This window comes from Streptomyces umbrinus, assembly GCF_030817415.1.
In the GTDB taxonomy this organism is placed as follows: Bacteria; Actinomycetota; Actinomycetes; order Streptomycetales; family Streptomycetaceae; genus Streptomyces; species Streptomyces umbrinus_A.
Genome location: NZ_JAUSZI010000002.1, coordinates 7,575,271 through 7,601,288, shown reverse-complemented (window position 1 = coordinate 7,601,288; position 26,018 = coordinate 7,575,271). Strand labels below are relative to the sequence as shown.

General features: G+C 69.6%; 22 protein-coding genes, 1 tRNA gene and 1 pseudogene. 14 read left to right on the top strand and 10 right to left on the bottom strand.

What is annotated here, in order from left to right; translation table 11 throughout:
• Position 1: 1 nt before the first annotated feature.
• From QF035_RS33650 to QF035_RS33630, 5 genes are all read right to left on the bottom strand, one after another.
• The gene (locus tag QF035_RS33650; RefSeq protein WP_307524243.1) at positions 2–1,504 is read right to left on the bottom strand and encodes an O-antigen ligase family protein; all 1,503 of its coding nucleotides are present in this window, start codon (positions 1,502–1,504) and stop codon (positions 2–4) included.
• Between the two features lie 118 nt (positions 1,505–1,622).
• Positions 1,623–2,378 carry a hypothetical protein gene (locus QF035_RS33645; RefSeq protein ID WP_307524241.1) on the bottom strand — a complete coding sequence of 252 codons (756 nt, stop codon included), beginning with the start codon at positions 2,376–2,378 and terminating at the stop codon, positions 1,623–1,625.
• Between the two features lie 165 nt (positions 2,379–2,543).
• Positions 2,544–3,242 carry a class I SAM-dependent methyltransferase gene (locus tag QF035_RS33640; protein WP_307524239.1) on the bottom strand — a complete coding sequence of 233 codons (699 nt, stop codon included), beginning with the start codon at positions 3,240–3,242 and terminating at the stop codon, positions 2,544–2,546.
• A complete protein-coding gene (gmd, locus tag QF035_RS33635; RefSeq protein ID WP_307524237.1) occupies positions 3,239–4,330 on the bottom strand; it encodes a GDP-mannose 4,6-dehydratase in 1,092 nt (363 codons plus the stop codon). Before gmd ends, QF035_RS33640 begins: the two co-directional genes overlap by 4 nt.
• 69 nt (positions 4,331–4,399) lie before the next feature.
• The gene (locus tag QF035_RS33630; RefSeq protein ID WP_307524235.1) at positions 4,400–5,053 is read right to left on the bottom strand and encodes a class I SAM-dependent methyltransferase; all 654 of its coding nucleotides are present in this window, start codon (positions 5,051–5,053) and stop codon (positions 4,400–4,402) included.
• Between the two features lie 295 nt (positions 5,054–5,348).
• Between QF035_RS33630 and QF035_RS33625 the strand changes: the two genes are divergently transcribed.
• Positions 5,349–6,389 carry a GDP-L-fucose synthase family protein gene (locus tag QF035_RS33625; RefSeq protein ID WP_307524233.1) on the top strand — a complete coding sequence of 347 codons (1,041 nt, stop codon included), beginning with the start codon at positions 5,349–5,351 and terminating at the stop codon, positions 6,387–6,389.
• Between the two features lie 406 nt (positions 6,390–6,795).
• Here QF035_RS33625 and QF035_RS33620 read toward each other — a convergent pair whose 3' ends face one another.
• A complete protein-coding gene (locus tag QF035_RS33620) occupies positions 6,796–7,299 on the bottom strand; it encodes a hypothetical protein (RefSeq protein ID WP_307524231.1) in 504 nt (167 codons plus the stop codon).
• Between the two features lie 482 nt (positions 7,300–7,781).
• On the opposite strand from QF035_RS33620, the gene QF035_RS33615 reads away from it, so the two are divergent.
• Together QF035_RS33615 and QF035_RS33610 are read left to right on the top strand one after the other, a co-directional pair.
• Positions 7,782–8,345 carry an arsenate reductase/protein-tyrosine-phosphatase family protein gene (locus QF035_RS33615; protein ID WP_307524229.1) on the top strand — a complete coding sequence of 188 codons (564 nt, stop codon included), beginning with the start codon at positions 7,782–7,784 and terminating at the stop codon, positions 8,343–8,345.
• A gap of 112 nt (positions 8,346–8,457) precedes the next feature.
• A tRNA-Gly gene (locus tag QF035_RS33610) sits at positions 8,458–8,527 on the top strand.
• A 275-nt stretch (positions 8,528–8,802) separates the two neighbouring features.
• On the opposite strand, the gene QF035_RS33605 is transcribed toward QF035_RS33610, so the two are convergent.
• From QF035_RS33605 to QF035_RS33595, 3 genes are all read right to left on the bottom strand, one after another.
• Positions 8,803–9,669 carry a tyrosinase family protein gene (locus tag QF035_RS33605; protein ID WP_307524227.1) on the bottom strand — a complete coding sequence of 289 codons (867 nt, stop codon included), beginning with the start codon at positions 9,667–9,669 and terminating at the stop codon, positions 8,803–8,805.
• Positions 9,653–10,072: a tyrosinase family oxidase copper chaperone gene (locus tag QF035_RS33600; RefSeq protein WP_307531631.1), complete on the bottom strand. Its 420-nt coding sequence runs from the start codon at positions 10,070–10,072 to the stop codon at positions 9,653–9,655. Before QF035_RS33600 ends, QF035_RS33605 begins: the two co-directional genes overlap by 17 nt.
• 454 nt (positions 10,073–10,526) lie before the next feature.
• The gene (locus QF035_RS33595) at positions 10,527–10,802 is read right to left on the bottom strand and encodes a hypothetical protein (protein ID WP_307524225.1); all 276 of its coding nucleotides are present in this window, start codon (positions 10,800–10,802) and stop codon (positions 10,527–10,529) included.
• Between the two features lie 500 nt (positions 10,803–11,302).
• Between QF035_RS33595 and QF035_RS33590 the strand changes: the two genes are divergently transcribed.
• The 9 genes and pseudogenes from QF035_RS33590 to QF035_RS33550 form a co-directional block, all read left to right on the top strand.
• A complete protein-coding gene (locus QF035_RS33590; protein ID WP_307524223.1) occupies positions 11,303–12,451 on the top strand; it encodes a DUF3344 domain-containing protein in 1,149 nt (382 codons plus the stop codon).
• Positions 12,452–12,500: 49 nt separating this feature from the next.
• Positions 12,501–13,682, top strand: coding sequence for a glycosyltransferase (locus tag QF035_RS33585; RefSeq protein WP_307524221.1), 1,182 nt, complete (start codon positions 12,501–12,503; stop codon positions 13,680–13,682).
• A complete protein-coding gene (locus tag QF035_RS33580) occupies positions 13,679–15,106 on the top strand; it encodes an exopolysaccharide biosynthesis polyprenyl glycosylphosphotransferase (protein ID WP_307524219.1) in 1,428 nt (475 codons plus the stop codon). The genes QF035_RS33585 and QF035_RS33580 overlap by 4 nt, the downstream gene beginning before the upstream one ends.
• A 5-nt stretch (positions 15,107–15,111) precedes the next feature.
• A complete protein-coding gene (locus tag QF035_RS33575) occupies positions 15,112–16,473 on the top strand; it encodes an O-antigen ligase family protein (RefSeq protein WP_307524217.1) in 1,362 nt (453 codons plus the stop codon).
• Positions 16,464–18,254 carry a murein biosynthesis integral membrane protein MurJ gene (gene murJ, locus QF035_RS33570; protein ID WP_373466773.1) on the top strand — a complete coding sequence of 597 codons (1,791 nt, stop codon included), beginning with the start codon at positions 16,464–16,466 and terminating at the stop codon, positions 18,252–18,254. Before QF035_RS33575 ends, murJ begins: the two co-directional genes overlap by 10 nt.
• Positions 18,238–19,002, top strand: coding sequence for a polysaccharide deacetylase family protein (locus QF035_RS33565; protein ID WP_307524215.1), 765 nt, complete (start codon positions 18,238–18,240; stop codon positions 19,000–19,002). The genes murJ and QF035_RS33565 overlap by 17 nt, the downstream gene beginning before the upstream one ends.
• A gap of 1 nt (position 19,003) precedes the next feature.
• On the top strand, positions 19,004–20,152 hold the full coding sequence (locus QF035_RS33560; protein ID WP_307524214.1) for a glycosyltransferase: 1,149 nt from the start codon (positions 19,004–19,006) through the stop codon (positions 20,150–20,152).
• Positions 20,152–20,811 (top strand): lipopolysaccharide biosynthesis protein, encoded by a 660-nt coding sequence (locus QF035_RS33555; protein WP_307524213.1) that lies wholly within the window; start codon positions 20,152–20,154, stop codon positions 20,809–20,811. The genes QF035_RS33560 and QF035_RS33555 overlap by 1 nt, the downstream gene beginning before the upstream one ends.
• Positions 20,808–21,905, top strand: a pseudogene (locus QF035_RS33550) (GNAT family N-acetyltransferase); the annotation flags it as partial. The gene QF035_RS33555 and the pseudogene QF035_RS33550, both read left to right, overlap by 4 nt.
• A 32-nt stretch (positions 21,906–21,937) precedes the next feature.
• On the opposite strand, the gene QF035_RS33545 reads toward QF035_RS33550, so the two are convergent.
• Complete coding sequence (locus QF035_RS33545; protein WP_307531629.1) at positions 21,938–23,278, bottom strand: glycoside hydrolase family 26 protein; 1,341 nt, start codon at positions 23,276–23,278, stop codon at positions 21,938–21,940.
• Between the two features lie 204 nt (positions 23,279–23,482).
• On the opposite strand from QF035_RS33545, the gene QF035_RS33540 reads away from it, so the two are divergent.
• Positions 23,483–24,742 carry a carboxylate--amine ligase gene (locus QF035_RS33540; protein WP_307524212.1) on the top strand — a complete coding sequence of 420 codons (1,260 nt, stop codon included), beginning with the start codon at positions 23,483–23,485 and terminating at the stop codon, positions 24,740–24,742.
• A complete protein-coding gene (locus QF035_RS33535) occupies positions 24,742–25,995 on the top strand; it encodes an NAD(P)-binding domain-containing protein (RefSeq protein ID WP_307524211.1) in 1,254 nt (417 codons plus the stop codon). Before QF035_RS33540 ends, QF035_RS33535 begins: the two co-directional genes overlap by 1 nt.
• The last annotated feature ends 23 nt before the right edge of the window (positions 25,996–26,018 follow it).

The following is a 26,018-nucleotide window of genomic DNA, read 5'->3' as shown; positions in this document are numbered from 1 at the left end:
GTCACCGCTGATGTACAGCCCGTGCAGTCGGCTCCATGGAGAGGACAGGAGCCGACTCGGCCACCAGCGCCAGGGATCCGGCGCTCTCCGGAGGGGCTTCGATGAGGCGCGGCCTTCGGTATCGGACTGACGGGACCACGTGAGCTGTTCCCGCCGGAGAGCGCCGCCGCCGATGGCGGCGAGCCAGGAGTACTCCCCCGGCCCAGAAGAAGGGGACTGCGCCGAACGGGGACTCCAACACAACGCCCAGCATCGCGATGACAAGCAAGGACATCACCATGAACACACACATGAAGGTGAGTTCGTCCGGCTGATGTCGTGCCCGCAGCTCCCGGATTGCGGCGGCGAGGACTGCGGCCAGAAGCGCGGCGATCATGATCAGTCCGAGGAGACCAAGCCGCGCGAACACGGTCACGAGGTAGTTGTGGGGGGAACGTACCCCCTGGTAGGTCTTCGAGCCCAGCGCCACGTCGGCATCCGCGTCTTTCAGGAAATCAGGTCCGAAGCCGACACCGATCATTACCCGGGCCGGGTCGTCGAGCGTGAATCTGATGACCCTTTCCCACGCCACCTTCCTCGCGTTCGAGGTTCCTCCGGCACTGACAGCGAGCGCCTGAGAGGCTGCTCCCTGGTCCACAGTTGCGATCAGGCGCTGAGCAGCCGGGCTGCTCGGAAGCAGCACGATCAGCAGGACTACCGCCGACATGCCGAGAGCCACCGTGCGAACCGAAGCCCTGGCGTTCCTGTCCACACCGCCGGCCAAAGCGGCCACGACGCAGATGCAGCAGGCAAGCAAACCTGCTCTGGAGTGCATGGTGAGAGCCAGAGCCACTGAGGCTCCGGCCAGCAATGCACTCATCCAGGTCGCCTCCTTGCGGCGGAACCGAAGGATCGACACTCCCGCCAGGATGCCGAGCAACGCTGTGTCGAGATCCGATCTCACTTCTGGGCTCGGACCGCTCCAGAACTCACTGAGTGCCGATGAGAGGCCGGGCACCAGGACTACGCACGCCACCCAGCACAGGTGGATCCCCAGTGCACCGTGGACAAGCCGGGCCGTCCGCCGCCGGTCGGGCTCACTCGCAAGGAGATATCCCCTTGCCGAGAGGTAGGCGACAGCCACATAGAGGAAAGGCGCCGCGTCGCGTGCGATCAGTAGCGCCTCTCCCTCGGACGGGATGACGCGAACCAGCGTGGCAAAAACCACCAGTCCGACCAGGACACCGGGCCCGTGGTTGATACCCAAGTGGTGCTTGGCCAGCAGGCGGGAACACACCATGTGCAGAACGGCGGCAGCCAGCAGTACGTCGGTGATGTAGACGGGACCAATCATGATATGGGATACCCAGCGTCCCCCGGCCAGTAGCAAAATGACGGCCACAGTGCCTGCGATCGCCTGACATGTACGCCGGGAAACCGATGAGAATGGCTGGCTCGCAGGAGGGATGTGGGCCGCTGAGGCACTCGCCTCCTCGGTGTCGACGGGCGCCGTCCTGACAGTCACGCTCACTCCCTACCGGTTGCGGCTCTACCGGGTGCTCTGCTCAGCCATGCGAGCCGGCTCCGCAAGCGAACGTGGCCGGGACCCCTGGTGCCGTCGGCGGCCCGGTGCGCAGCTGTGCTCACCGGCTGCCCGCTCGGCCAAGTGGCACAGCATCGTCCATGCTCCGCACCGGGTCCAGCGCTGCCATCCTGTCGGCAAGGGTCGGAGCCGCCAGCAGTACGCAGCCGCGACGTGCCCCGGTTTCCTCGCTCGATGGACAGTTCGGCCAGAAGACCTTGTACTCCCCGACCGCATTGCCCAGGTACTCGACTGACAGCTGAGTCCCCGCGTATGTGTCGAACCCATAACCGGGGTCATCGGGAACCTTGAAGTCGTCGATCAGGATCAGCGAGTCTGTCCAACCCCCGGTGATGATGGCCACCTCTTCGCGGAGCGGCAGATCCTCCTCCCAGTGGGCGTCGAGATAGAAGAAGACGCGGGACTTCGGGAACGAGGAGTTCTCGCGAAGGCCCTGAAGCGCCTTCCTTGAGTCCGACTTCATCACTCTGATCTCTGCGACATCCCGGAACCGCCGAGCTACCAGACGAGCGAGGGCCGGGTCCTTCTCAACGGTGTACACGGGGCGTCCGGAAACATGCCACAGAAACTGCGTGGTGGCACCGCGGTAGGTTCCGGATTCGAAGACGGCGTCCGGCTGGAGCTCCTGAAGCAGGGAGCGGAACATCTCCTGCCGGAATCGCTGTCCGTTCAGGGCGGGCCTGGACTGATAGAGCCACGGGTGAATCCTGCGGATTCGCGCGATCGGCTTACGGATGCGTCCCAGGGGAGAGGCAGTGGCCGTTCGGGCAGTCTGCTCACTCTGGTTGATTGCCATGGGGATGCGCTACTCCCTCGCTCGTTCTGCGTCATGGGCTGCGGACGTCGACGGACACCGCAGAATACGAAGTGAACCCATCTGGTCGGTTCGTGTCGGCGATGAGCACTCGATGTGCCGATTGTTTGGGGTGTCATCCACCCGGGCGGAGAACTGCCGACACCTTCACTTCCTCGCGACCAGCGATTTGGGAAGCCCGGCGAACCGTTCGATCCAGATGCGGGAGGCGGGGAAGTAGGACCGCATCTCAATCATCGACAGAAGCTCGACTTCCTGAACATGACGGATGGCTTGCGCGCGTTGGGCGCGGGGGACGTGTCCGAACGGCCAGTGCTGGGAGACAGCAATACGAGCCCGGACCGGAAGCCACTGAAGTCCGGGGAACAGCCAGTGCGGTTCGACGGGGAAGTACCGGTAGGGAGTCTGTACCCAATGGTGGGTCCCGTGGCGGTGCACGGTTTCGGTGAACTGCTGCCGCCGGTACTGGCCGCCGACGTGCGCAAGGACGGAGTTCGAGTAAACGAGGTCGAATCGCTCGGCCGACAAAGGGGCCGGCAGGAAGGGATTGCACGCGTCTGCCACGACCGGGGTGATACCGGGCTCTGTCTGCCGGGCGGTGTGCGGGTCGAGATTCACAGTCACCACATGTGCGGGCCGGACGAGTGCGCTGCGCCATGAAGCTGGGGTCCCACCGAGATCCAGAACGCGCATCTCGGCCAGGTCGGGAAAGCAACGCAACAGTTCCTGCCGGCGTTTGGCGCGAGCCGAGTGGGCGAGGGATCCGGGTCTTGAGGGGTCGGCGATCCTCGTCTTGAGCATGCTGTTTCCTCGCTGCCCGCGTTTCGATGTGGCGATGCCGGTCACACGGGGTTCCTCACTCCGGCAGTGCCGGGGGCGGGCGCATCGTGACAGAGCCTTGCCATCTGCGGCATCGAGGCGGGCGCGGGCAGGCTGTCCAGAACGGAAGGCGTAGGTGCGTGCGCCGCGATTTCGGCATCGACCATGAGACGGGCCAGCTCAGGGGCGCGGACTGTCGGGCGCCATCCGAGGACCCGATCAGCTTTCGTGGCATCACCGACGAGGTCGTCCACCTCGGTCGGTCTCAGGTATCGCTCGTCGAACCGCACATGGTCGCGCCAGTCGAGGCCGACATGGGCGAAGCACTGCTCGACGAAGTCGCGCACGCTGTAGCTGACGCCGGTGGCGACCACGTAGTCGTCCGGTTCGTCCTGTTGCAGCATCCGCCACATCGCCTCGACGTACTCCGCCGCGTATCCCCAGTCCCGTCGGGCGTCGAGATTACCCAGGTAGACGACGTCCTCCAGGCCGGCCTTGATGCGTGCGGCGGCCGTGGCCACCTTGCGGGTGACGAAGGTCGGGCCACGGCGAGGAGACTCGTGGTTGAACAGGATGCCGTTGACCGCGTACATCCCGTACGCCTCCCGGTAGTTACGCGTCGCCCAGTACGCGTACACCTTGGCGACCCCGTACGGGGAGCGCGGGTGGAACGGGGTGCCTTCGTGCTGAGGCGGCGGGGAGGCGCCGAACATCTCCGAACTGGACGCCTGGTAGAACCGGCAGGGCAGGCCCGTCGTCCTGATGGCCTCGAGCAGCCGCGTGGTGCCCAGCCCGGTGGTGTCCCCGGTGAACTCCGGCTCGTCGAACGACACCCGTACGTGGGACTGGGCGGCCAGGTGGTAGACCTCGTCGGGCCGCAGCCGCTCGAGCAGCCCGGCGATCCGGGTTCCGTCGGTCAGGTCGCCGTAGTGCAGGAAGAGGCGCGCCTCGGGGTCGTGCGGATCCCTGTAGAGATGTTCGATGCGTTGCGTGTTGAAGGTCGAGGAGCGGCGGACGATTCCGTGCACCAGGTACCCCTTCTGCAGCAGCAGTTCTGCGAGGTAGGAGCCGTCCTGGCCGGTGATGCCAGTGATGAGCGCGGTCTTGTCCGTCATGCGGACTCCTTCTGCTGGGCTGTGGGGGCTGGAAAGCGCACCTGAGCTGGGGAGGACGGCGGGCACGGCTCACTTCCTCGCGACCAGTGATTTGGGAAGTCCGGCGAAGCGTTCGAACCAGATGGTGGAAGCAGGGAAGTAGGACCGCATCTCGGCCGCGGACAGGAGCTCGACCTCCTGGACGTCGCGGGTGGCCTGCGCACGCGCCGCGCGTGGGACGTGTCCGTGCGGCCAGTGCCGGGAGACGGCGACGCGAGCCCGGAACGGGAGCCATTGCAGCCCTGGGAACAGCCAGTGGGGTTCGACGGGGAAGTAGCGGTAGGGGGTCTGTACCCAGTGGTGGTCCGCGTGGCTGTGCACCGTGTCGGCGAACTGCTGCCGCCGGTAGTGCCCTCCCACGTGCTCCAGGACGGAGTTCGAGTAGACGAGGTCGAATCGCCGGGTGACCATGTGCGGCGGCAGCGAGAGGCTGCACGCGTCCGCGACGACCGGCGTGACTCCGGACTCGGCATGCCGGGCGGTGCGCGGGTCGAGATTGACGGTCACCACGTGCGCCGGCCGGACGGGTGCGCCACGCCAGGCGGTGGGGGTACCGCCGAGGTCGAGAACGTACATCTCGGCCAGGTCGGGAAAGCATCGCAGCAGTTCGTCCCAGCGCTTGGCGCGAGCCGAGTGGGCAAGGGATCCGGGCCTCGTGGGATCGGCGATCTTTGTCTTCAACATGCTGCTTCCTCTTGGCCACGTGTCGTGCGGCGCTGCCCGTCTCGACGGCCACGCGCCTTCTCTTTCGGCAGAGCCGTCAGGGCGGACAGGATGCGACCCCGAACTCCGGCACCTCTGGCACCTCCGACACCCGGCAAGAATACGGATATCGGCGCTATCATCCGCATCATGACGTTGTGTCGCCTTTCAGGAATTACATGCTGGTTCCATTCAGCTGACGGACGTTCAGTTCCCAGGGGCCACGCGGAGGCGGCGGCTCTCGGCACACCGTCCGTGAAGGAGGACATCGAGCCCCATGGCCGCCAGTACTGATACCGGTGCCACCGTCCATGTCGCCTCGGCGGTGAACGCCCTTGCCGCGGCGCGGGACGACAGGGCGCACCGCCCCCTCGACCGCTCGGCGCGCGTGTTTGTGGCCGGGGGCTCGGGGCTGGTCGGTTCGGCGGTGCGCAGGGAACTTCGCCGTGAAGGGTTCACCGATGTGGTCGCGCCCGGCTCGGCGGAGCTGGACCTGAGGGAGCGTCAGGCGGTGTTCGACTGGTTCGCGGCCAGGCGCCCGGACGTAGTGGTACTGGCCGCGGCGCGAGTGGGCGGGATCAAGGCGAATGCCACCCGGCCCGCCGAGTTCCTCTCCGACAACCTGCGCATCCAGGTGAACGTGCTGGACGCGGCCCTGGAGCACGGGGTGGAGCGGCTGCTGTTCCTGGGTTCCAGTTGCATCTACCCGAAGTTCGCCGAGCAGCCCATCCGCGAGGAGGCGCTGCTGACGGGTCCTCCGGAGCCGACCAACGACGCCTACGCCATCGCCAAGATCGCCGGAATTCTGCAGGTGCAGGCAGTGAGACGCCAGTACGGTCTGCCCTGGATCTCCGCCATGCCGACCAATCTGTACGGGCCGGGCGACAACTTCCACCCCGAGCACTCCCATGTGCTGCCGTCCCTGATGCGGCGCTTCCACGAGGCGAAGGAGTCGGGTGCGCGACGGGTGGTGAACTGGGGCAGTGGCACGCCTCGTCGGGAGTTCCTCCATGTGGACGATCTGGCACGGGCGTGCCTGCACCTGATCGAGCACTACGACGCGGCCAGTCCGGTCAACGTCGGCACCGGCACGGACCTGACCATCCGGGAACTGGCGGACCTCGTCGCGGAGGTCGTCGGGTACCGGGGGAGCGTCGAGTGGGACACGAAGCAGCCGGACGGTACCCCGCGCAAGCTCCTTGAGGTATCCCGGCTCACCGCGCTCGGCTGGGTTCCTCGTGTCGGCCTGCGGGAAGGAATCGCCCGGACGTACGCCTGGTACGTGGAAAATCACGAGTCCGGCACGCTGCGGCACTGACAGACTCCACGGCGGCCAGGGTCGGCACGTCGGCCGGCTCAGCCCACCGGGCTTCCCGTCGAAGTGCGCGAGGGCGCCTACCTCGATCACTTCGACGTAGGCGGCGGGCACAGCATCATGCTGGTGCGCAGCCGTTCTGTTCGGACGACGGCAGATCAGGCGTCCAGCATGAACTCATCGACGCCGCACAGCCCTGGAGGACGAGAACCCGCGTCACCACAGTGGGCTGCTCGCTGTGCCGCGCTGGGCTCCGGCCGCCTTTCCCGGAGGGGCTTGCTTCAGGCGGTCAGGGCGGCAGCGGCCGCCAGCAGGTACCCCGACGCGACGTGAGGCCATGCGTCGAAAGATCCGCTGTCGGCCGCCGGTATCGCCACAGGCTTCGCAGTTGCCGGATGGAGCGGGGTGGTCAGTTGAGCTTCCGTCGCCGGACAGCCATCATCGTGCCGACTCCGAGCAGCCCTGCGGCTCCGGCTCCGCCCAACAGAACGGACGAGCGGTCCTCACCGGTGTGGCCGTAGTGAGGCTTGTGCGAGCGTACGGTGATCTTGGCCGAGAGGGTCAGTTTCGATTCCTCTCCCTTGAGACGGAAGATGTGTTTGCCTGGATCGGTCCGCTTGGGGATGGTGACGGTACCCTCCACCGTGCCGTTTGCGTCGGCGGTGAAGTGACCCAGCTTGATCGGCTTCGAGAGGAGGAACGCGTTCACCCCCTCGTTCGGAATGAACCCGGTCCCTGTGAAGCCGAGGTCGTCTCCCGCGTCGACGGTGGTGGCGGTGAGGGTCAGGCTCGGGGGATTGGGTGGATACGGCTGGGAGTGGGCAGGTTGGGCCCCTACGACTGGGACTGCGACCAGGACAGCAGAGGCTGCCGTGGCCGCGAAGGCGGCACGACACTTCGATGACGCCGTCATCGCATTCACGCTCCTCAAGTGGAATCGGGCGACGGCATGGTCCGACCCGCGAGTACGGTATGTGCATAGATAGCGCCGAATACCGCTTGTTAAGCGTTTTCGGGAAATAAGGCGCCGTATGGCGTATGTAGATCACCGGACCGGCCGCCAGTCCCCCAGACACGAGGAGCGAAGCTGCTCGATATGCGCCATTCGGTTGGCTGTCCTGTGGCAACCGCCCTGACCAGCGATACCCTGGGTCGGCCCGCTCCGCTCAAGGAGATGCGAGCCATGCGGTCCATCGAGGGACCGGGCCCCCGTCTGGCATGAACGGTGGCGGCACCCGGTCGACCAAGGCCCGGCCATGGCTGGTGGCGTAGTGGCGAACACAGCGATCCAACACGTGTCGCTCTTCCAAGTCCTCATCCCGGCGGAGATGTCGGATGAATACTGACATCGCTCCGCACGTCTTGGTCTCCTCTTCTTCACCTCCTGGAGGGTGCGTGCCCCCGTTCCGCGTACTTGCAGTGTGCACCGGCAACGTCTATCGCTCTCCGCTTGCCGAGTGCCTGCTCAGGCACCGACTGCTCGAGCATCGGCAGGTGATCCATTTGAGCAGTGCCGGCACCTGGGCCGTCGCGGGTATGCCAATGGCGGCTGCTGTTACCTCCTTCCTCCTCGGACGTGGCGTGCAGCCCTACGGGATGGGCTCCCGCCGACTGACCAAGGAGATGGTCGAAAGCGCGGACCTGGTGCTGGGCGCTGCGACGGAGCATCGTGAGGCCGCTGTGCGGCTGTCCCCTGTGCTCGCGTTGTCCCGTGCATTCACCTTCCGTGAGTTCGCCCGGCTGGTGCGTTCAGAGGACGCCGCAGGCGTGGTGGATCCGGCCGCACGGTTTGTGACCCTCGTCCAGGGCGCGGCCGCTCGCCGTGGTGCCGTGTCGACACACATGGGTGACGTAGACGTGAACGACCCTCATGGCGCACCTCCACCACAAGTACACGAGTGCCTGGTTCAGATCGAGGAGATCGTGGAGCGGATCGCCGCACCCATGCGGACCGGATAGCAGCCGCCACCGTGGCGCAGCAGCGTCCCACGGATCCCAGGGGTCACCTGATCCCACATATGCCCCACAGGCACCTGGGGCGAGCGCCTGGAAGACTGCGTTTCCGCAGGTCATTCCCATAGCTCAGTGGATAGAGGAGGCGCCTTCCAAGTGCTTGGCCGCAGGTTCGAGTCCTGCCGGGGCGCCGCATCTCCCCACGTCAGACCCTTTACTCGCTCTCCTGCCCCTCGCCGCACATGCTTCTCCCGGTCACGGCGGCATGGGTCCCTGTCGGACCGATCGCAGAACCGACCACCGGGCCGACTACAGGAAGCGACTACAGCGAGATGCCCTGGTCAGGGCTCTTCCGATGCCCTGCGTCGCACAACAGACAGGTCGCAGCGGGATGCCCGGCGTCGCGTGCGAAGCCCGGTAAGGTCAGGCCTTTGGGCGGCCCACCCGCAGGTGGTCGTGTCTGCTACGTGTACCGATAGACCGCGCTGTGATCCTCCAGTTCCTCCGGGGTCACGTCCCACGGCGGCAACCTCTCGTGCCGCGCGACGACCCGGCCGCGCTGGGCATCCCCCGGGCCGGGCGGCTTCGCGGGGAGATAGCGGGCGTCCCGGTGCCGCCGCTGCCAGCGGGACCACACCAGGTCGACGAAGGCGTGGTGCATCCAGAAGACGGGGTCGTTGACGGAGGCGCCGCTCACCATGTGGCCGCCGACCCATCGGTGGACCCGGTTGTGGTTGCGCCAAGACGTGACGCCCTGCCCCGGCCCCCACCCCTCCAGCTTGTTGCGGAACCCCTTGGCGGACGTGGAGTTCCAGGGGGCCGTGTCGTAGACCGGGTCCGCGAGGGCCCCCTCCACATCCCTGGCCGTGGGCAGAGCGATCGGGTCCCGGGAGTGACCCAGGTCCCGCATGAGGTACTCGGCGTCGGTGATCCCCTCTTTGATGGTCCACTGGCCATGGCGGTAGGCGAAGGGGCCGGTCATGACCTGCCGGTCGGAACGCCGCCCGTTGCCGCCGAGCAGATCCTCGGTCCACGGTACGGCCGTCGAGGCGCGGTCGCGCGTCCAGTCCCAGTACGGCACGGTCACCGACTCGTCCACGCGGCGCAGCGCCCGCTCCAGGTCCAGCAGGAACCTGCGGTGCCAGGGCAGGAAGGAGGGCGCCATGTGGGCCGTACGCGGGCCGTTCTCGCCGTCGGGAACGAAATACTGGATGTGCATGCGGACGAACTCGTCGTACTCACCGCGGCGTTTGACCTCGATCAGTGCGGTGACGAACCGGCGCCGCTCGGAAGGGGTGAGCGTGCTGACGTCCTTACGCGTGTACACCATGGCGATGATCCCCCTCGGTTCCCTGGCCGCCGTACGGCGTACCGCTGTCGTCCGTGCGGCTGCCCGTTCCGCCCGACGCGCCCAACCGCGCGGTGGGGCCGAGTTCGTCCACAGCCGCGCGCGCCGCGGCGAGTGGCGTCGGATACGACTGGTAGTGGTCGACCATGGTCATCCAACTGCCGTCGACGCGACGCATGAGGTGCAGCGGCCGCCCGTCCACAGTGACGTGCCAGACGCCGCAGACCTCGTCGCCCAAACGCCCGGCGTCGTCTGCGATGCCGACGATGCGCCGTCCGCGATACGTCTCGCGGAACCACGCCCCCTCCGGCCCGGTCGCTCCCGATGCCGCCAGGAACGGAGCGAGCGCCATCCCGGCCACTGACGCGAACAACCCTCGCAGCATCCGCCTCCGCCCGGTGGGCTCCGTGGGGTTGACGGCGAGTGACGATCCGGTCACGGCCTCCCCGGGGCTCGACCGCGGCGACCACCGAGCGGCCTCGGACGTTCTCTCACCCGAGCGGTGCATACGCGCCAACATGATCACACGAGGCAGGCTCCAAGACCCTCATCCAGAACTTCGCCCTCAACTCGTAGGTCAGCACCAAGAATTCTCCATCCCATCCAACAAGCCCCCGAAATCCCCGCACATCCTCTGAACAAGGGATATCGGCATCGCGGGTGCAGGGTCACCCCTTATGAAATGAATCCGGCCGCAGAAGCCACACCGTGCGACGGACAGTCCCGGCAACGCAGAGGCCGACACCGCACGGCGCGGAATCGGCCTCTTCGGGGCAACCACCGGGAAATGCCAGAAGCGCCGGATCAAGACGCGGCGGGCATCGCGGCCGGGGACATTCTCACTTCTGCTGCGACAGGCCGCCCAGCAGGGTGCCGTTGCCCAGGCCGGCGGAGGTGCGGTCCACCGTGTTCAGCAGCGCCTCCTTCTTCTCCTTGGCGTCGAGCACGTCCCCGTTCAGCGGCTGCGCCTGGACAGGGCCCTTGTTGAGCGCGTTCACCGCGTTGTTGAGGCTCTTGTGCACCACCTCGGTGGCGTTCTGGGCGAACGCGGGCGCGGCGGCACCGGCGATGATCAGGGACCCGGTGACGACAGCAGCAGCCTTCAGAGACTTCATGGAGTTCCTTTCTTCGGCAATGTGGGTAGCCGGGGCGGATTCTGACGTCGTGCACAACGAGCGCCGACCGGTCCGGAAACCCGCCTGCAGAAGATTGCCGAGTACTCATATGAAACCCATGAAGGATTTAACTCTGCCAGTCGGGACGGGCCAGGAGAAAGAGCGGAAAGGAACAGCGTTGCGCCGGCGCGGTTCGGCCAGGGCGTCCTTCGCCGCGCCACCGGGCCCGTCGGCCTGCGGAGTCAGGTGGGCGCGATACGCCGCGCGGGCAGACCGCGCACGGGGGGCTGCTTCGAGCCCTGGGCCCGCTTCCCCTTGTAAAGCGGGAAGCAAGCCCGGGAAGCCCCCTACTTCACCAATCCGACACACTTGTCCAGTTTGACTGGATTATGTCCGATAGCAGCTAGAGTTTGCGCACCTCTTGACGCGTCCCTAGAGCACGCACATCGCTTCTTGCTGCCCCCTGACACCTCCACCTTCCCCAAAGGACAACGCCGGTCATGCGCAATTCCCTAGCCCTCCTGCTGCGCCGTACAACGGTGGGCGCCCTCGCCCTCGCCGGGATGTGGGCTCCCGCAGGTGCCCTGGCGGTCACGCCTGTCGCACCATCGTCGCAGGAGGCTGACCGTCTCCCATTCGCCCAGCGATACCAGGCCCGCCAACACGGCGGGATCGTCCGCGCGGCCAACGTCTCCATCAGCTGCCGTATGCCACGGGCGAACCACAAATCCCTGCCGCCGACGGCGCGTTCCTGCCCAGCCACTCGCGAAGGCGGGACCGGGGTGAACGGCGACTTCGACATGACGTACGTCGACGTCGACAAGGACCCGAACACCTACAACTCCTCCCGTGCGGAGGTCCGTGTACCCGAGGGCTCACAGGTCAGCTACGCACGGCTGTACTGGGGCGGCAACCTGCGCGTCGGCGAGCAGAAGCCGCCCAAGGACAACGGGCGGGTGCTGGTCGCCGAACAGGGCGGGGAGTACAAGGAGGTCCTCGCGGACACGGTCGTCGGCCACCGTGTGGCGCACGGTGCGGACGCCTTCCAGGCCTCGGCGGACGTCACGAGGCTGGTGCGGGAGAACGGGCCGGGTCTGTACACCGTGGCACAGGTCAACGTGGCGATGGGAAGGTCGACGGCCGGCGCGTGGGGTGGCTGGACGCTGGTGGTGGCGTACGAGAACCCGGAGGAGCCGTTGCGGCACCTCGCCGTCTGGGACGGCTTCGACGCGCTGAAGTCCGGTGCGGGGCAGGAGATCCGGCTGCGCGGAATGCGTTTCCCGGCGGGCGCGGGCGGCCGAGCGGGCCTGGTGACGTACGACGGCGACCACGGCGCGACCGGCGACACTCTCACCCTCACGACCACCCGCACACCCTCCACCCCTCCCTCCCACCGCACCAAGGTCACAGCCCTCACCAACCCCGCCAATCCCGGCGACGACGTCCTGAACTCCACGATCAGCGAACCGGGAGCGCCCGGGCCGAAGCGGGTGCCGGCGTACGCCCGCACCCTCGGCTACGACTCCGATGTGTTCGATCTCGGAACAGGCCTGCGACACGGCGGCGACCAACTGGCCTTCCGAGTCGTTTCCCAGCGGGACCTGATCTGGGCCGGCGTGCTCTTCGTCGCCGTCGACGCCCAGCGGTAAGGCGTGTTCCCTCCCGTCCCGAGCGTCACCGTGAGCGAGGACATCGCACATGCACACGTCATCAACCAGCCCTCGGTCACGGGTCCTTCACCTCACCCAGCCCGTGGACGGCGGGGTCGCCCGCGTCGTGACGGACCTGGTACAGGCGCAACTCACGGCCGGCCTGGCCGTCACGGTGGCCTGCCCCGACGGCGCGCTGACCACAGGGCTCCGGCGACTGGGCGCGGACGTACGGCACTGGCAGGCGACGCGGTCACCGGGTCCGTCACTCGTCCGGGAGGTACGGCATCTCGCACGCGTGATCGATGAAGTACGCCCTCATCTGGTGCACGCGCACAGCGCGAAGGCCGGGCTCGCCGGGCGGCTTGCCGTCCGGGGGAGGATCCCGACCGTGTTCCAGCCGCACGCCTGGTCGTTCGAGGCCACCGGCGGGGCCGCCTCGGCGCTCGCGCGGGCGTGGGAACGGTGGGGGGTGCGTTGGGCCTCCCAGGTGGTGTGCGTGAGCGAGGCGGAGCGCATGACCGGCGTGCACGCCGGGATCAGCGGGCGGTGGAGCGTCATCCCCAACGGCGTCGACCTGCAGCGCTTCCGCCCCGCCCCCGTCGGTACCGTACGGGCTGGGTTGAGGCCGTTGCGCGAGGTCGATCCCGCCGCGCCGCTCGTCGTCTGTGTAGGGCGGCTGTGCCGACAAAAGGGCCAGGCCGTCCTGGTGAGGGCGTGGAGTGCCGTCGCCCGCAGGGTGCCCGGCGCGCGTCTCGTCCTGGTCGGCGACGGGCCGGACCGCGACCGGCTTCGGGCGCACGCGCCGAGGTCCGTGCTGTTCGCGGGTGCCGTCGCCGACGTCGTCCCCTGGTACCAGGCCGCCGATCTCGTCGTTCTGCCGTCCCGTTGGGAGGGCATGGCGCTGGCCCCGCTGGAGGCGATGGCCTGCGGCCGGCCGGTGGTGGCCACAGACGTCGACGGTGCCCGCGAGAGCCTGCCTCCCTCACTCGCCTCCCGCTGCCTGGTCCCGCCCGAGAACCCGGCGGTGCTGGCCGGGGCCATCGCCGAACTGCTGCTCGACCCGCCGCTGCGCGCATCGCTCGGCTGCCAGGGGCTCCAGCACGTCCTGTCCTCGCACGACGTGCGGCACACCGCCGAGGCGGTTGCGGACGTCTACCGCCATCTGATCGACGTGCGACCCGCACCACGCGTCGCACCCACGGAGCATAGGGAGTCCATCCACTCGTGACCGCGGATAGCGCTATCTCCTCCCCCGGCACACAGCCCCGGGATCACGGATTCTCGCCCGTTTCGGTCATGCCGCCGCGCGGCGCCGTCCCGAGTCCCCCGTCCCCCGCCGGCAGGCGGCCCGCGCGGTCGGCCTCACCGGTGCCCCTGCTCGTCGCGGACGGCACGGCCGCCCTGCTGGGTGCCCTGACACTGACCGGGACTCAACTCCGCCCGCTCCCATCGGCCTTGCTGTTGGCCGCGTCGCTGCTGCTGCGCCCGCACCACGCGCGCCCGCCGGTGCCGGGCATCCTCGACGAACTGCCCGCCATCTGCCGCCGGACAGCGGTGGCCTGGCTGGCGCTCGCCGCACTGGTGGCGGCGTACCGGCCGGACGACGCGCTGTCCACGCGCACCCTGTTGGTGGGCTTCGCCGTGCAGGCTGCGGCGAGCTGCGCGCTGCGCGGCACCGTGCACGCGAGGTGGCGCGCCGCGCTGCTGCGCAACCCGCACACCGCGCTCGTCATCGGCCCGGCGGTGACCGCGCAGCACGTGGCCGCCGCCGTGTTGCGGCACCCTTGGTGCGGGGTACGGCCGGTGGGGATCGTGGCCGAACGACAGGACGGCGCCGGGGGCCTGCCGGTTCTGACGACCGGTGAAGAGGTCGAGAGGGCGGTCGTCCAGAACAGCGTGCGGGCGGTGCTGGCCGTCCACCCCTCCGTACGGGCCCAACAGGGACCGCTGCTGAGCGCGCTGACCGAGCGGGGTTGCGTGGTCTGGGAGCTGGACGCGGACTCTCCGTCGTACGCGACGAAGGACCGACTGGCCGGGTTCTCCTGCAGTCGTCTGGAGAGGACTACGACGCCACGCGGCAGCGTGGGCAAGCGGGCGCTTGACATCCTCGTGTCGGCGACACTGCTGCTGCTGGTCAGCCCCCTGTTGCTGGTGTGCGCGGTGACACTGCGGATCAGCGACGGGCCGGGGGTGGTGTTCCGGCAGGAGCGCATCGGCAAGGACGGAAAGCCGTTCACGCTGCTGAAGTTCCGCACTCACCGTCCCGTCGACGAGCACGAGGCGGCGACCCGGTGGAGCGTGGCGGACGACCACGAGATGCGCGGGTTCTGCCGCATGCTGCGGCGCACCTCGCTCGATGAGCTCCTCCAGCTGTGGAACGTGCTCCGGGGCGACATGAGTCTGGTCGGACCTCGGCCCGAGCGCCCCTACTTCGTCGCACAGTTCAGCGAGGCCCACCCCGGCTACGCGGCTCGCCACCGTATGCGGACCGGCGTCACCGGCCTCGCCCAGATCCATGGGCTGCGCGGCGACACGTCCATCGAGGACCGCTTCCGGTTCGACAACGTCTACATCGACAACTGGTCGCTGTGGCAGGACGTGTGCATCCTGTTGCGCACCGCGGCCACGCTCATGCGTCCGACGGGAAGCTGAGAGCCATGACTCTCGCACTGACGCCGCTCATGCGCCGGGGCACCGTCCTGACACCGGTCCTGCCCGTGGTGGCTGTGCTCGCCCTGCTGGCGCTGCCGCTCGACCCGAGCAGCGAGGGTGGCCCAGGTCCCGCCGACGCGGCGTCCGGGTTCCTGGTGCTCCTCTGTGTGATCCGCCTCGTACGGGACCGGCGACGCCCCTTGCCGCGTACGGCCGCCGTGGTGCTGGGCCTGCCGGTCCTCGGGCTGGTCGTCGCTGCCCTGGGGGCGTACTCACCCGAGGCCGGGATCGCCGGTATGAGCCGGTATCTGCAGATCTTCGTGCTCGTCCCCACGGCGGTCCTGCTGCTGATCCGCGACCTGGGCGACTTCCGGCTGCTGGCCTGGTCGTTCGTGGGGCTCGCGGGCTGGCAGGGGGCCGTCGGAGTGCACCAGTACGTCACCCGGACCGGCGCCTCCTTTCAGGGCGAGCAGATCCGGGCCGTCGGCACGTTCGGGCCACAGGACGTGATGGGGATGGCAACGGTGGTCGGCATCGGCCTCGTGTGCGCGTTCGCCCTCGCGCTCCGGCGGACGTCTGTACGGCAAAGGGGAGTCGCCCTCGCGTGCGCGCTGGCGCTGCTGCTGCCGCTCGCGCTGTCCTTCAGCCGGGGCGCGTGGATCGCGACGGCTGTGACCTGCGCCGTGCAGCTGGTCCTGGCCGGGCTGCGGCGCGCGCTCAAGGTGGCTGCGGTCGTAGCCGCGGCGGGCGTGGTCCTGGTGGGCGGTCTCGGTGTCGGCACGGCGGTGCTGGAGGAGCGGATCGACAGCATCACTCAAGTCACCGACGCCCCCGACCAGTCCGTCGTCGACCGGTACGCGATGTGGGCGGCCGCCACCGACATCTGGCGCGAACACCCGCTGACCGGCGTCGGGTTGAAGGGCTTCCCCGAGTACCGGGACGCGTACGCCTCGCCGACGCTGTCGTCGGGCAGCGACACCGAGGGCGCGGGGGCCGCGTACCGGAAGCAGCCGCTGCTGTCACCGCACAGCATGTATCTACTGGTGCTGAGCGAACAGGGCCTACTCGGGCTGATGGCGTTCGCCGGGAGCTGGCTGGCGCTGCTGGTGTGCGTGCTGCGGGCGACGGTGCGGGCGCGCCCGTCGGGGCGACACGGCCTCGACTGCGGGCTGGTCGCCTGCGGATTGCTGGTCTGGCAGCTCACCGACTTCGTGTACGCCGACATCGGCGGCCCCTCCACCGTGCTGACCGCCGTGTCCTTCGGGTTGGTGACGTGGTGGGCGCTGGCCGGGAACAGCGAGCCGCAGGCCGCCCCGCCGGTTCCGGTACTCGGAAACGCGCGGGAGAGCGTGGCGCGATGCCCGTGACGCCGCCGCAGACTCCGCGTGCGCCCCGTTGCGGGACCGACGGGGTCGCCGTGCCCGCGGCACGGACAGCCACGCAGGAAATGGACAGCACCGACTCCCCTACGGCTACGGGGAAGTTCATCGCGAAGGCCACTCTGATCACGGCGTCGCTGTCGGTCGCCGGGGCGCTGCTCGGCCTGGTGCGGGATCAGGCACTGGCCCAGTTCTTCGGGGCGGGCAGCGAGACGGACGCCTTTCTGGTCGCGTGGACCGTACCGGAGTTCGCCGCCACGCTGCTCATCGAGGACGGCCTGGCCATCGCGATGATCCCGGCTTTCAGCTTGGCCCTGGCCCGGCGCGCCCAGGGCGTCTCCGGCGACCCGGTTCGCTCCCTCGTCGCCAGCACCCTGCCCCGCCTGTCCCTCGGCTTCGTCGCCGTGTCCGCGCTGATCATCGTAGGGGCCCCCTACCTGGTCGAGGCTCTGGCACCCGGCCTGCCCGAACCCGGCCTCGCCACCGACTGCACCCGGCTGACGGCGACCTGTGTACTGAGCTTCGGGCTCGCCGGGTACTGCAGCGCGGCTCTGCGGGCGCACCGTCGCTTCCTGGCGCCCGCGACGATCTACGTGGCCTACAACGCCGGCATCATCGCCGCGATGTTGCTGCTCGGCGAGCGCTGGGGCGTGCGATCGGCGGCGGCCGGAGTGGCGGCGGGTGGCTGCCTGATGGTCGCTGTCCAACTGCCGTCCCTGCGGCGGCTCTTGAGGAGTCGCCCATCCGTTTCCGGCGGCGGGGTCGAGGTACACCCGATGAACCTCGCCCTGATCAGCAGCGTTCTCCTCTTCGCCATGTGCCGACAGTCCCAGGTCCTGATCGAGCGCTTCCTCGCCTCCACCCTTCCCGCCGGGGCCATCTCGCACCTCAACTACGCGCAGAAGGTGGCCCAGATCCCGATGACGCTGTCGCTGATGCTGTGCACCGTCACCTTTCCGGTGGTCGCGCAGGCGCTCGCCGACGGCGACACCGAACGGGCTCGCGCCCGCGTGGAGCGGGACTTGGCGCTGGCCTGCCGCCTGGTGCTCTTCGGCGCGGCCACGGTGATCGCCTGCGCGCCGCAGATCATCGCGATCCTGTTCCAACGGGGCGCGTTCACCGCGCAGGACACGGTGGTGACCGCGGGCGTCCTGCGCGTGTACGCCCTCGGGCTGCTCGGCCAGACCCTGGTGGGGGTACTGATCCGCACGTACTTCTCGGCGGGGCGGCCCACCTGGTATCCGATCGGCGCCATGACCGCGGGTGTCGTCGCGACCACCTGGATGGGGGTGGGAACCGTGGACTCCTGGGGCGTGTCGGGGATCGCCGCCGCCAACGCCGTCGGCATCACCGTCACGGCCGCACTGCTGCTCGCCGGCCTCGCGCAGGAGCCGAACGGACACGCCCGTCCCAAGAGCGCACGGCGAGCGGGAAAACCCGCAGGACCGAGTTCCTTCACCTTCTCGACCTGGACCGCGGCCCGCCGTCGTCGAGCCGCGCAGCACAGGTCACGCGGGGTCCCCATCCGTACCCGGCACGTGCTGTCCGATCTGGGCAGGCCGCTGCGGACGGCGGTGGTCGCCACGGCGGCGGGGGCGTTCACCTCAAGCGCGCCGGGGTCCCCGGTGGCGGGTTTCGCGGTCGGCTGCGTGACCGTGACCGCCGTTTTCCTCCTGCTCGGACTGGCCCTGGGCACCCAGGGCCGCACACCCGCGCTTCATTCCGTAGGTGCCGTCACGCGGAGGCTGAGGCATGGCCGTTCCAGTTGAATCCGTCGGCACGGGCAGACACCCCGCCGCGCGCCCCCGTCCGGTCCCGTGGGTGGCGATGTACCACTCCGTGGGCGACTGCTCCGACGACCCGTACCGCATCACGGTCACACCCGAGCGGCTGGAGCGGCAGCTGGCCTGGCTGCGCCGGCGCCGGCTACGCGGCGTGTCCCTGCGCGAACTGTTCGCCGCCCGCGCCCGGGGCAAAGGTCGGCGCCTGGTCGGTCTCACCTTCGACGACGGATACGCCGACTTCCTCGCCCACGCTCTGCCGGCGCTACGCCATTGGAACTGCGGTGCCACCCTCTTCGTCCTGCCCGCCCGGCTCGGGGGCGTCAACTCCTGGGACACGCTCGGCCCGCGCAAGCCGCTGCTGTCCGCGGACGGCGTCCGGCGGGCGGCTGCCGCGGGCGTGGAGATCGGTTCGCACGGGCTGACGCACGTCGATCTCACCCGGGCCGACGATGCCACGCTGAAGGCTGAGGTCACCGACAGCAGGGCACTGCTGTCGGAGCTGATCGGTGCTCCGGTCGACGGGTTCTGCTACCCGTACGGCACGGTCGACCGCCGCGCCGTCGCCGCCGTACGCGAAGCCGGGTACACCTACGCCTGCGCCATCGACCCCGGCCCCCTGACCGGCCCGCACGCCCTCCCCCGTCTGCACATCGGCCAGAACGACACAGCCTGGCGGCTGCACCTCAAGCACCGGCTGCACCGGCTGCGCCGGCGCCCCGTGGAGGGCGTGTGACATGAAAGGGCTGCACATCATCACCGGTCTCGGCGTCGGCGGCGCCGAACAACAGCTCCGCCTGCTCCTGCAGCACCTCACCGTCGACTGCGAGGTGGTGGCCCTCACCAACCCGGGCGCCGTCGCCGACGGGCTTGTTGCCGACGGCGTCCGCGTGCACCACCTCGGCATGGGCGCCAACCACGACCTGTCCGCGCTCCCCCGCCTGATCCGCCTGATCCGCGCGGGTGGCTACGACCTGGTCCACACCCACCTCTATCGCGCCTGCGTCTACGGTCGGCTGGCCGCCCGACTCGCTGGCGTCAGGGCCGTGGTCGCCACCGAACATTCCCTCGGCGACTCCCAGATGGAAGGCCGGCAGCTGACAGCGGGCGTCCGCGCGCTCTACCTCGCCAGCGAGCGCCTCGGTTCCGCCACGGTCGCCGTCTCCCCCGCTGTCGCCGACCGCCTCAAACGCTGGGGCGTGCCCTCCCCTCGCATCGAGGTCGTCCCCAACGGAATCGACCTGGCCCGTTTCCACTTCGACGTGTCCCGGCGCCACCACACTCGCCGACGCCTCGGCCTGCCGGAGGACGCCTACGTCGTCGGCGGGATCGGCCGCCTCACCGCGGGCAAGCGCTTCGACGTCCTCATCCGGGCGATGGCCCGACTTCCGGGCGACCACTGGCTGTTGCTGGTCGGTGGCGGCCCGGAGGAGAACGTCCTGCGCCGTACGGCCCACGAGGCAGGCGTGGCCGACCGCGTCCTGTTCACCGGCGAGCGCCCCAACGTCCCCGACGCCTCCCCCGGCCTCGACGTGCCCTCGCTCACGTTCGCCATGGACCTGCTCGCCTCGCCGTCCCCCGAGGAGTCCTTCGGGCTGGCGGTCGTGGAGGCCCTGGCGTCCGGCCTGCCCGTGCTCTACACATCCTGCCCGGCGATCGAGGACCTGCCTCCGCAGGCCGCCGCCGGTGCCCTACGCGTGCGCGGCGGCCCCGAGGCGTACGCCCGTGCCGTCGCCGCAGTGCGCGCGGCCGGCCCGCGGCCGCGTACGGCTGCGGACGCCGCGCACAGCTACAGCATCTCCCGCAGCGCTGCCCGGCTCATGGACGTGTACACGGCAGCGGTGTCCAGCTCATTGTCCCCCTCACCTCAGGGAGCCAGTTCGTGATGACCGACAAACCCACTCGATTCCGCCGGAAGTCCGGCCGCCCGGGCCGCACCGGCGTCCTGCGGCCCTGGCTGCTGCTCGCGGCCGGCACGCTCGTCGGCGGCCTGCTCGGCGGTGCCTACGGCACGCTCAAGGCCCCGACGTACACGGCGACCAGCTATGTCGTCGCCGTACCCACCAACAATTCCGACCCGACCACCGCACTCGGCTTCGCACAGGCGTACGGCCGCGCCGCCACGCAGCTCGCGGTGCTCGGGGACGCGCAGTCGTCGGCGGGCGTACCGGTGCGGACGCTGCGGCGGAACGTGCGGACGGCCACCTCGCCGGACGCGCCGATGATCGCCGTCTCGGCCACCTCCGAGCGCCCCGGCCTCGCCTCCGGCATGGCCAACGCGGTCACCCGCGCGCTGACCCACCACGCGAACAAGACCAAGGGCAGCACCCACGTCGAACTCGTCCAGTTCTCACCGGCGGTGCGGCCGACCGAGCCGACGTCAGCGTCACGGATGGTGACCGGTCTGGTCGGCACGAGCGCGGGCGGCCTGCTCGGCGGCCTGGCGCTGCTCGTACGGCCGAGGCGGACGGAAAGCGACGACACCGCCAGCCCCGCCTCGGTGCCCGGCCCGGCCACCGCCGCCGACATGCATGGACAGCTGTGACGGCGGCGTACACGACGGAACTCGTCACCGACGGGCGCGCCTTCGCCGAGGTGGCCCCGGGTTGGGGGCGGCTGTACGAGCGGTGCGGCGCGGCGACCCCGTTCCAGAACCACGCCTGGCTGCACTCGTGGTGGCTCTCGTACGGCACACCCGGCCGGCTGCGGCTTGTGCTCGTGCGCGAGGGTGCCGAACTCGTGGCCGCCGCACCCCTGATGCTCCGGCGCGGCCCAGTGCCCAGGCTCGTACCGCTCGGCGGGGCGATCTCCGACTACGGGGACGTCCTCATCGACGACGAGCGGGCGGACCGGGCGGCCGCCGTGCTCGCCGAGGCGCTGTCGGCCGCGGCCCGCACCGCGCTCATCGACTTCCGCGAGGTGCGGCCGGGCGGAGCGGTCGAGCACGTCTACGAGCTCTGGAGCGGGCCGCGCCGCCGGCTTCAGGACTCGCTGTGCCTGGAGCTGCCCACCGTGCCCATGGACGAACTGGTGTCCCGGCTGGCGTCCGGCAAGGCCCAGCGAATCCGCGCCAAGCTGCGCAAGCTGAGGTCGCTCGGCGTGGAGCGGCACGTCGTACCGCCGGACCGGGTGGGCGTGTCGCTTCAGCGGCTGGTCGAACTGCACCGACTGCAGTGGCAGGGCCGGAACGTGACGTCGGAGCACCTGCAGACACGCTTCTGCGAGCATCTGGTGCGCTCCGTGGAGCCGATGGTGCGCTCCGGCGACGCGGTGGTCACCGAGTTCCGGCTCGACGACGACGTGGTGGCCGTGGACCTGACGCTGCTGTCGCGGCGGCTCGCGGGCGGCTACCTGTACGGCGCCCATCCACGCCTGCGGGAACGCAAGGCGGACGTGGCAGTGATACTCCTCGACGCGTGCACGCAGCACACGGGTAACGGCGGACCGGGCACGCTGAGCCTGCTGCGCGGCGACGAGCCCTACAAACACCACTGGCGCCCCGAACCTGTCGTCAACCAGCGGCTGCTGCTGGCCCGGCGGCGCACGGCACCGCTGATGTCGGCGGTGGTGGGCGACGTGGCCGCGCGGCGGCAGGGCAAGGAGTTGCTGCGTCGCTTCCGGGAGCGGACCGGTGGCGGCGGGACCCGCGAGGGTCCCGCCGCCGGTGGCCGCTATCGGGTCCGCGACCACCAGTCGAGACGCAGACACAGCCTCCCGCCGAGCCAGTACTCGCCCCAGTCGCCGAGGCGCAGCGGCGCGCAGCGTGTCGGAGGCGACGGTGCGGTGGGCACGGCCGGCGTTGGCGATGTGGGCAGTGTGGGCGAAGTCGCAGGTTCGTCCGCGCGGCCGAAAAGGGCGGACCGGTAGACCCAGGAAGATCTGGGATTGGCCCCGCACTGCCAGACTCCGTGCGGGCAGTAGTCGGTCAGCGTGTTGTACAGCGGCTTGTGCTCATCGATCCAGGCGAGCATCCGCCGCATGTATTCGGCGTTGTCACCGTTACGGAAGAGCCCCCATTCGGGATAGGAAATGGGCTTGTTATGCGATTTCGCGAAGTCCACTTGTGCTTGAAGTCCGTATGGCTCTTTCACCTGCTCGTCGAAGGAAACTCCTCGCGGCTGGTCGTACGTGTCCATGCCGATGATGTCGACCGTGTCGTCCCCCGGATAGCACCGCGTCCAGGGAACGGCGTCCCGGCCCCGGCTCGGCGTGAAGTCGAACCGGAATTTCTGTCCCGGCACCGAACGCATGGTGGTGACGATCCTGTTCCAGTACGACTTCCATGCCTTCGGGTCGGGTCCACAGCGATGGGTGTACGTCGTGCCGTTCATCTCCCAGCCGAGCACCAGTACCGTGTCCGGCACGTCCAACTCGACCAGCCGCGCGGCGAGTGCGCGGAAGTGATGATCGAAGTGCCCGGCCGCACCCTGCCGCAGCAGCAACCTGACCTCGGCGTCGGAGACTCCCTCCTCGTTGCGCTCCTGCATGGGCACGTTGAGAACGAAGATCCGGTCGTCCTTCGCCGTGCGCCAGCGCGCCCACGGCGCAAGGAAGCGGTCGGTTCCCTCGATGTTGCTCCAACGGTCCCCCGGCAGATAGGTGTGACCGACGCGCGGCTCGGCACCACCCAGCCACCTGCCGAGTTTCGTCATGCCGTACACGCCCCGGACTCCGGAGTCGAGAAAGGCGCCGAAGGCGGGGCGCTCCGTGCCAGGCGCCGAGGTCGTCGGCGCGGCGGAAGAGTTCGGCGGGGCCGGTTTCGACGGCTCGATGACGGGCCGGGTCGTGAGGTCCGGGGTGACCGTGGATGCCTGCGGTGCTGGCGGCGCGGCCGATGCGGACGCCGCGGGCACCGTTGGCGCCGGGGTGGCCGCCATCGGAGCGGAAGCACCGGCGAAGGGCCCCGTCCCCGCTGCGAAGCCGGTACCGGAGGCCAGCCCGGCCGAAACGGCGACCGCCGCCACGACGACCGCCAGCCGCCTGGTCCGGGCCCGACACTGCTGTAGAACCATGCCTGCTCCTTTCTCCGCTCTCCTACTGTCTTCTGCCCTGGCGTTTCTGCTGCCGCTGCTGCTGTTCTTCTGCATTGCTTTCCGCATTACTGATACACAGTCACATGAAGTCAGTCACATGAAATGACATAACGCCACTGTCGTTACGGCTTTCGAGTGCCTCGCTCCCCCGCACGGGTGAGCCGATCCGAAGGAGTGAAGTCCGTGCAGCTGCTCGACACCCGCGTCCCCGCCGTTCTGCTGCGGATCGACCGGAATCCCTTTCACCATGGAACACTGGGCGCGGTGCGTTCGCTCGGCAGAGCGGGAGTGGAGGTGCATGTGGTCGCCGATTCCACGGGAAGTCCCGTACCCAGATCGCGTTTTCTACGGGAAATGCATCTCCCACCGCCACCCGGCTCGTCCCCCCGCGAGATCGCCGCCGCGCTGCACCAAGTGGCCACCCGGATCGCGCGCCCCGCCGTCCTGGTCCCGATGGACGACGCGAGCGCGGTCGCGGTGGGCCGCATGCGCGAGGAACTCGCGCCCTCCTATCTGCTGCCCGCCGGGCCCGGCGCACTGCCCGAACACGTCGCCGACAAGGCCGGTCTGGCCTCCGTGTGCGCGTCCTTGGACATCCCGCACCCGGTGACCCTGGTCCCGGACAGCCCGGGGCAGGCCGCCGACGCCACCTTGCGGCTGGGACTCCCGCTGGTGGCGAAGTGGAGCCGACCCTGGCTGTTGCCCGCCGACAGCACGCTGCACAGCACGGTGCTGGTGAAATCCGCTCAGCAGGCCCGGGAGCTGTATCTGCGCACCGAGGAGGCCGGCAGCCCGCTGCTGCTGCAGGCGTATCTGCCGCCGGGCCCGAACCGCGACTGGTTCTTCCACGGATACGCCGACCGCTCCAGTGTTGTGCGCGCGGGCGGGCCGGGCCGCAAGCAGCGGGCGTGGCCGCGCGGGGCGGGCCTGACCACCGTCGGCTGCTGGACGGCCAACCCGCAGGTGCAGGCGCTCGCCGAGCGACTCACCGGCAAGCTCGGCTACCGCGGCATCTTCGACCTCGACTTCCGCCGCTGCGGCACGACGGGCCTCTATCACCTGCTCGACTTCAACCCGCGCCCCGGCGCCCAGTTCCGGCTCTTCTCCGACTCCGCCGGACTTGACGTCGTACGCGCCCTGCATCTCGACCTGACGCACCGTCCCCTGCCGGAGGCCGCACCGCTGGTGGGGCGGTCGTTCGTGGTGGAGAACTACGCACCGCTCGCTGCGCTGCGGCCCGCGCCGCGCGGACGCGAACTGGCCTGGCACGCCCCGGACGACCCGGGTCCCGGCCGGGCGATGTGGACCCTGTGGTGCCGCCATGTGTCCCGTCGACTGCGGGAGCGGCTGCGCGCGGCTCCGTCGGCGCCCGCACCGACACGCGTGGTCCACCAGGCGGCCGCACCGCACCTCACCGACGACGAGAAAGCGAGCAGTTGCTGATGCACGACTTGCTGGTGGTGGGCGCCGGCCCATACGGCCTGTCCATCGCGTCGCACGCCGCGGCCGCCGGGCTCGACCTGCGCGTCCTCGGGCGGCCCATGGCGTCCTGGCGGTCCCACATGGCCCGCGGTATGTACCTGAAGTCGGAGCCATGGGCCTCCAACCTCGCCGACCCTGACGGTCGTTGGCGTCTGGACGCGTACTGCGCGGCCTCGGGGCTCACGGCGCGTCATGCGGAGCCGATCCCGGTGGAGACGTTCGCCGCGTACGGCCTGTGGTTCGCGCGCAACGCCGTGCCCCAGGTGGACGAGCGCATGGTGAGCCGGGTGGCGGCCGGGCCGGTCGGCTTCGAAGCGGTCACCGAGGACGGAGAGGTGCTGCGCGCCCGGACGGTGGCGCTGGCGGTCGGCGTCATGCCCTTCACAGAGGTGCCTTCCCCCCTGCGCGGCCTGCACCCCGGACTCGTCACGCACAGCAGCGACCACCGTGACCTCGGCCGCTTCCGCGGCATGGACGTCACGGTGATCGGCGGCGGCCAGGCAGCCCTGGAGACAGCCGCGCTCCTCGCCGAACAAGGCACGCGCGTACGGCTGCTGGCGCGGGCGCAACGACTGCGCTGGAACGACGTGCCGCCGCCCTTGCAGCGCCTCCGGTGGCAGTCGGCCCGCACCCCGCACAGCGGCCTCGGCTGCGGCTGGCGCAACTGGTTCTACGCCGAGCGTCCGGACCTCTTCCATCGCCTCCCCAAGTCGACCCGCACCCGCATCGCGACCACCGCGCTGGGACCGGCGGGCGCCTGGTGGGTGCGGGACCGGGTCGAGCCGGTGGTGGAGATGCTGCTCGGCCGCGAGGTCGCCGCGGCCCGTGCGGTGCCGGGCGGCGTACGGCTGAAGACGGTGAGCCGGACCGGGGAGCTGAGCTACCTGGATACCGAACACGTGATCGCGGCCACGGGGTTCCGCCCGGCCCTGGACCGGCTCGACCTGCTCTCCGCCGAGTTGCGCGCGAGCCTGACAACGACAGCCGACGGCTCCCCCGCTGTCGGGCGGGACTTCGAGTCCTCGTGCCACGGGCTGTTCCTGGCAGGCCTGCTGACGGCCTCCAGCTTCGGCCCCGCCATGCGCTTCGTCCACGGAGCGACCTTCACGGCGACGACGCTCGTACGAGGAGTACGCCACCGACTGCGCACCGCCGCCCCGCCCGCCCAAGTGATCCCCGTACCGGTGGGTCGGGGGAACACGGAATCACCCTGAAAGACGCGCCGTCGGCGGAGGGA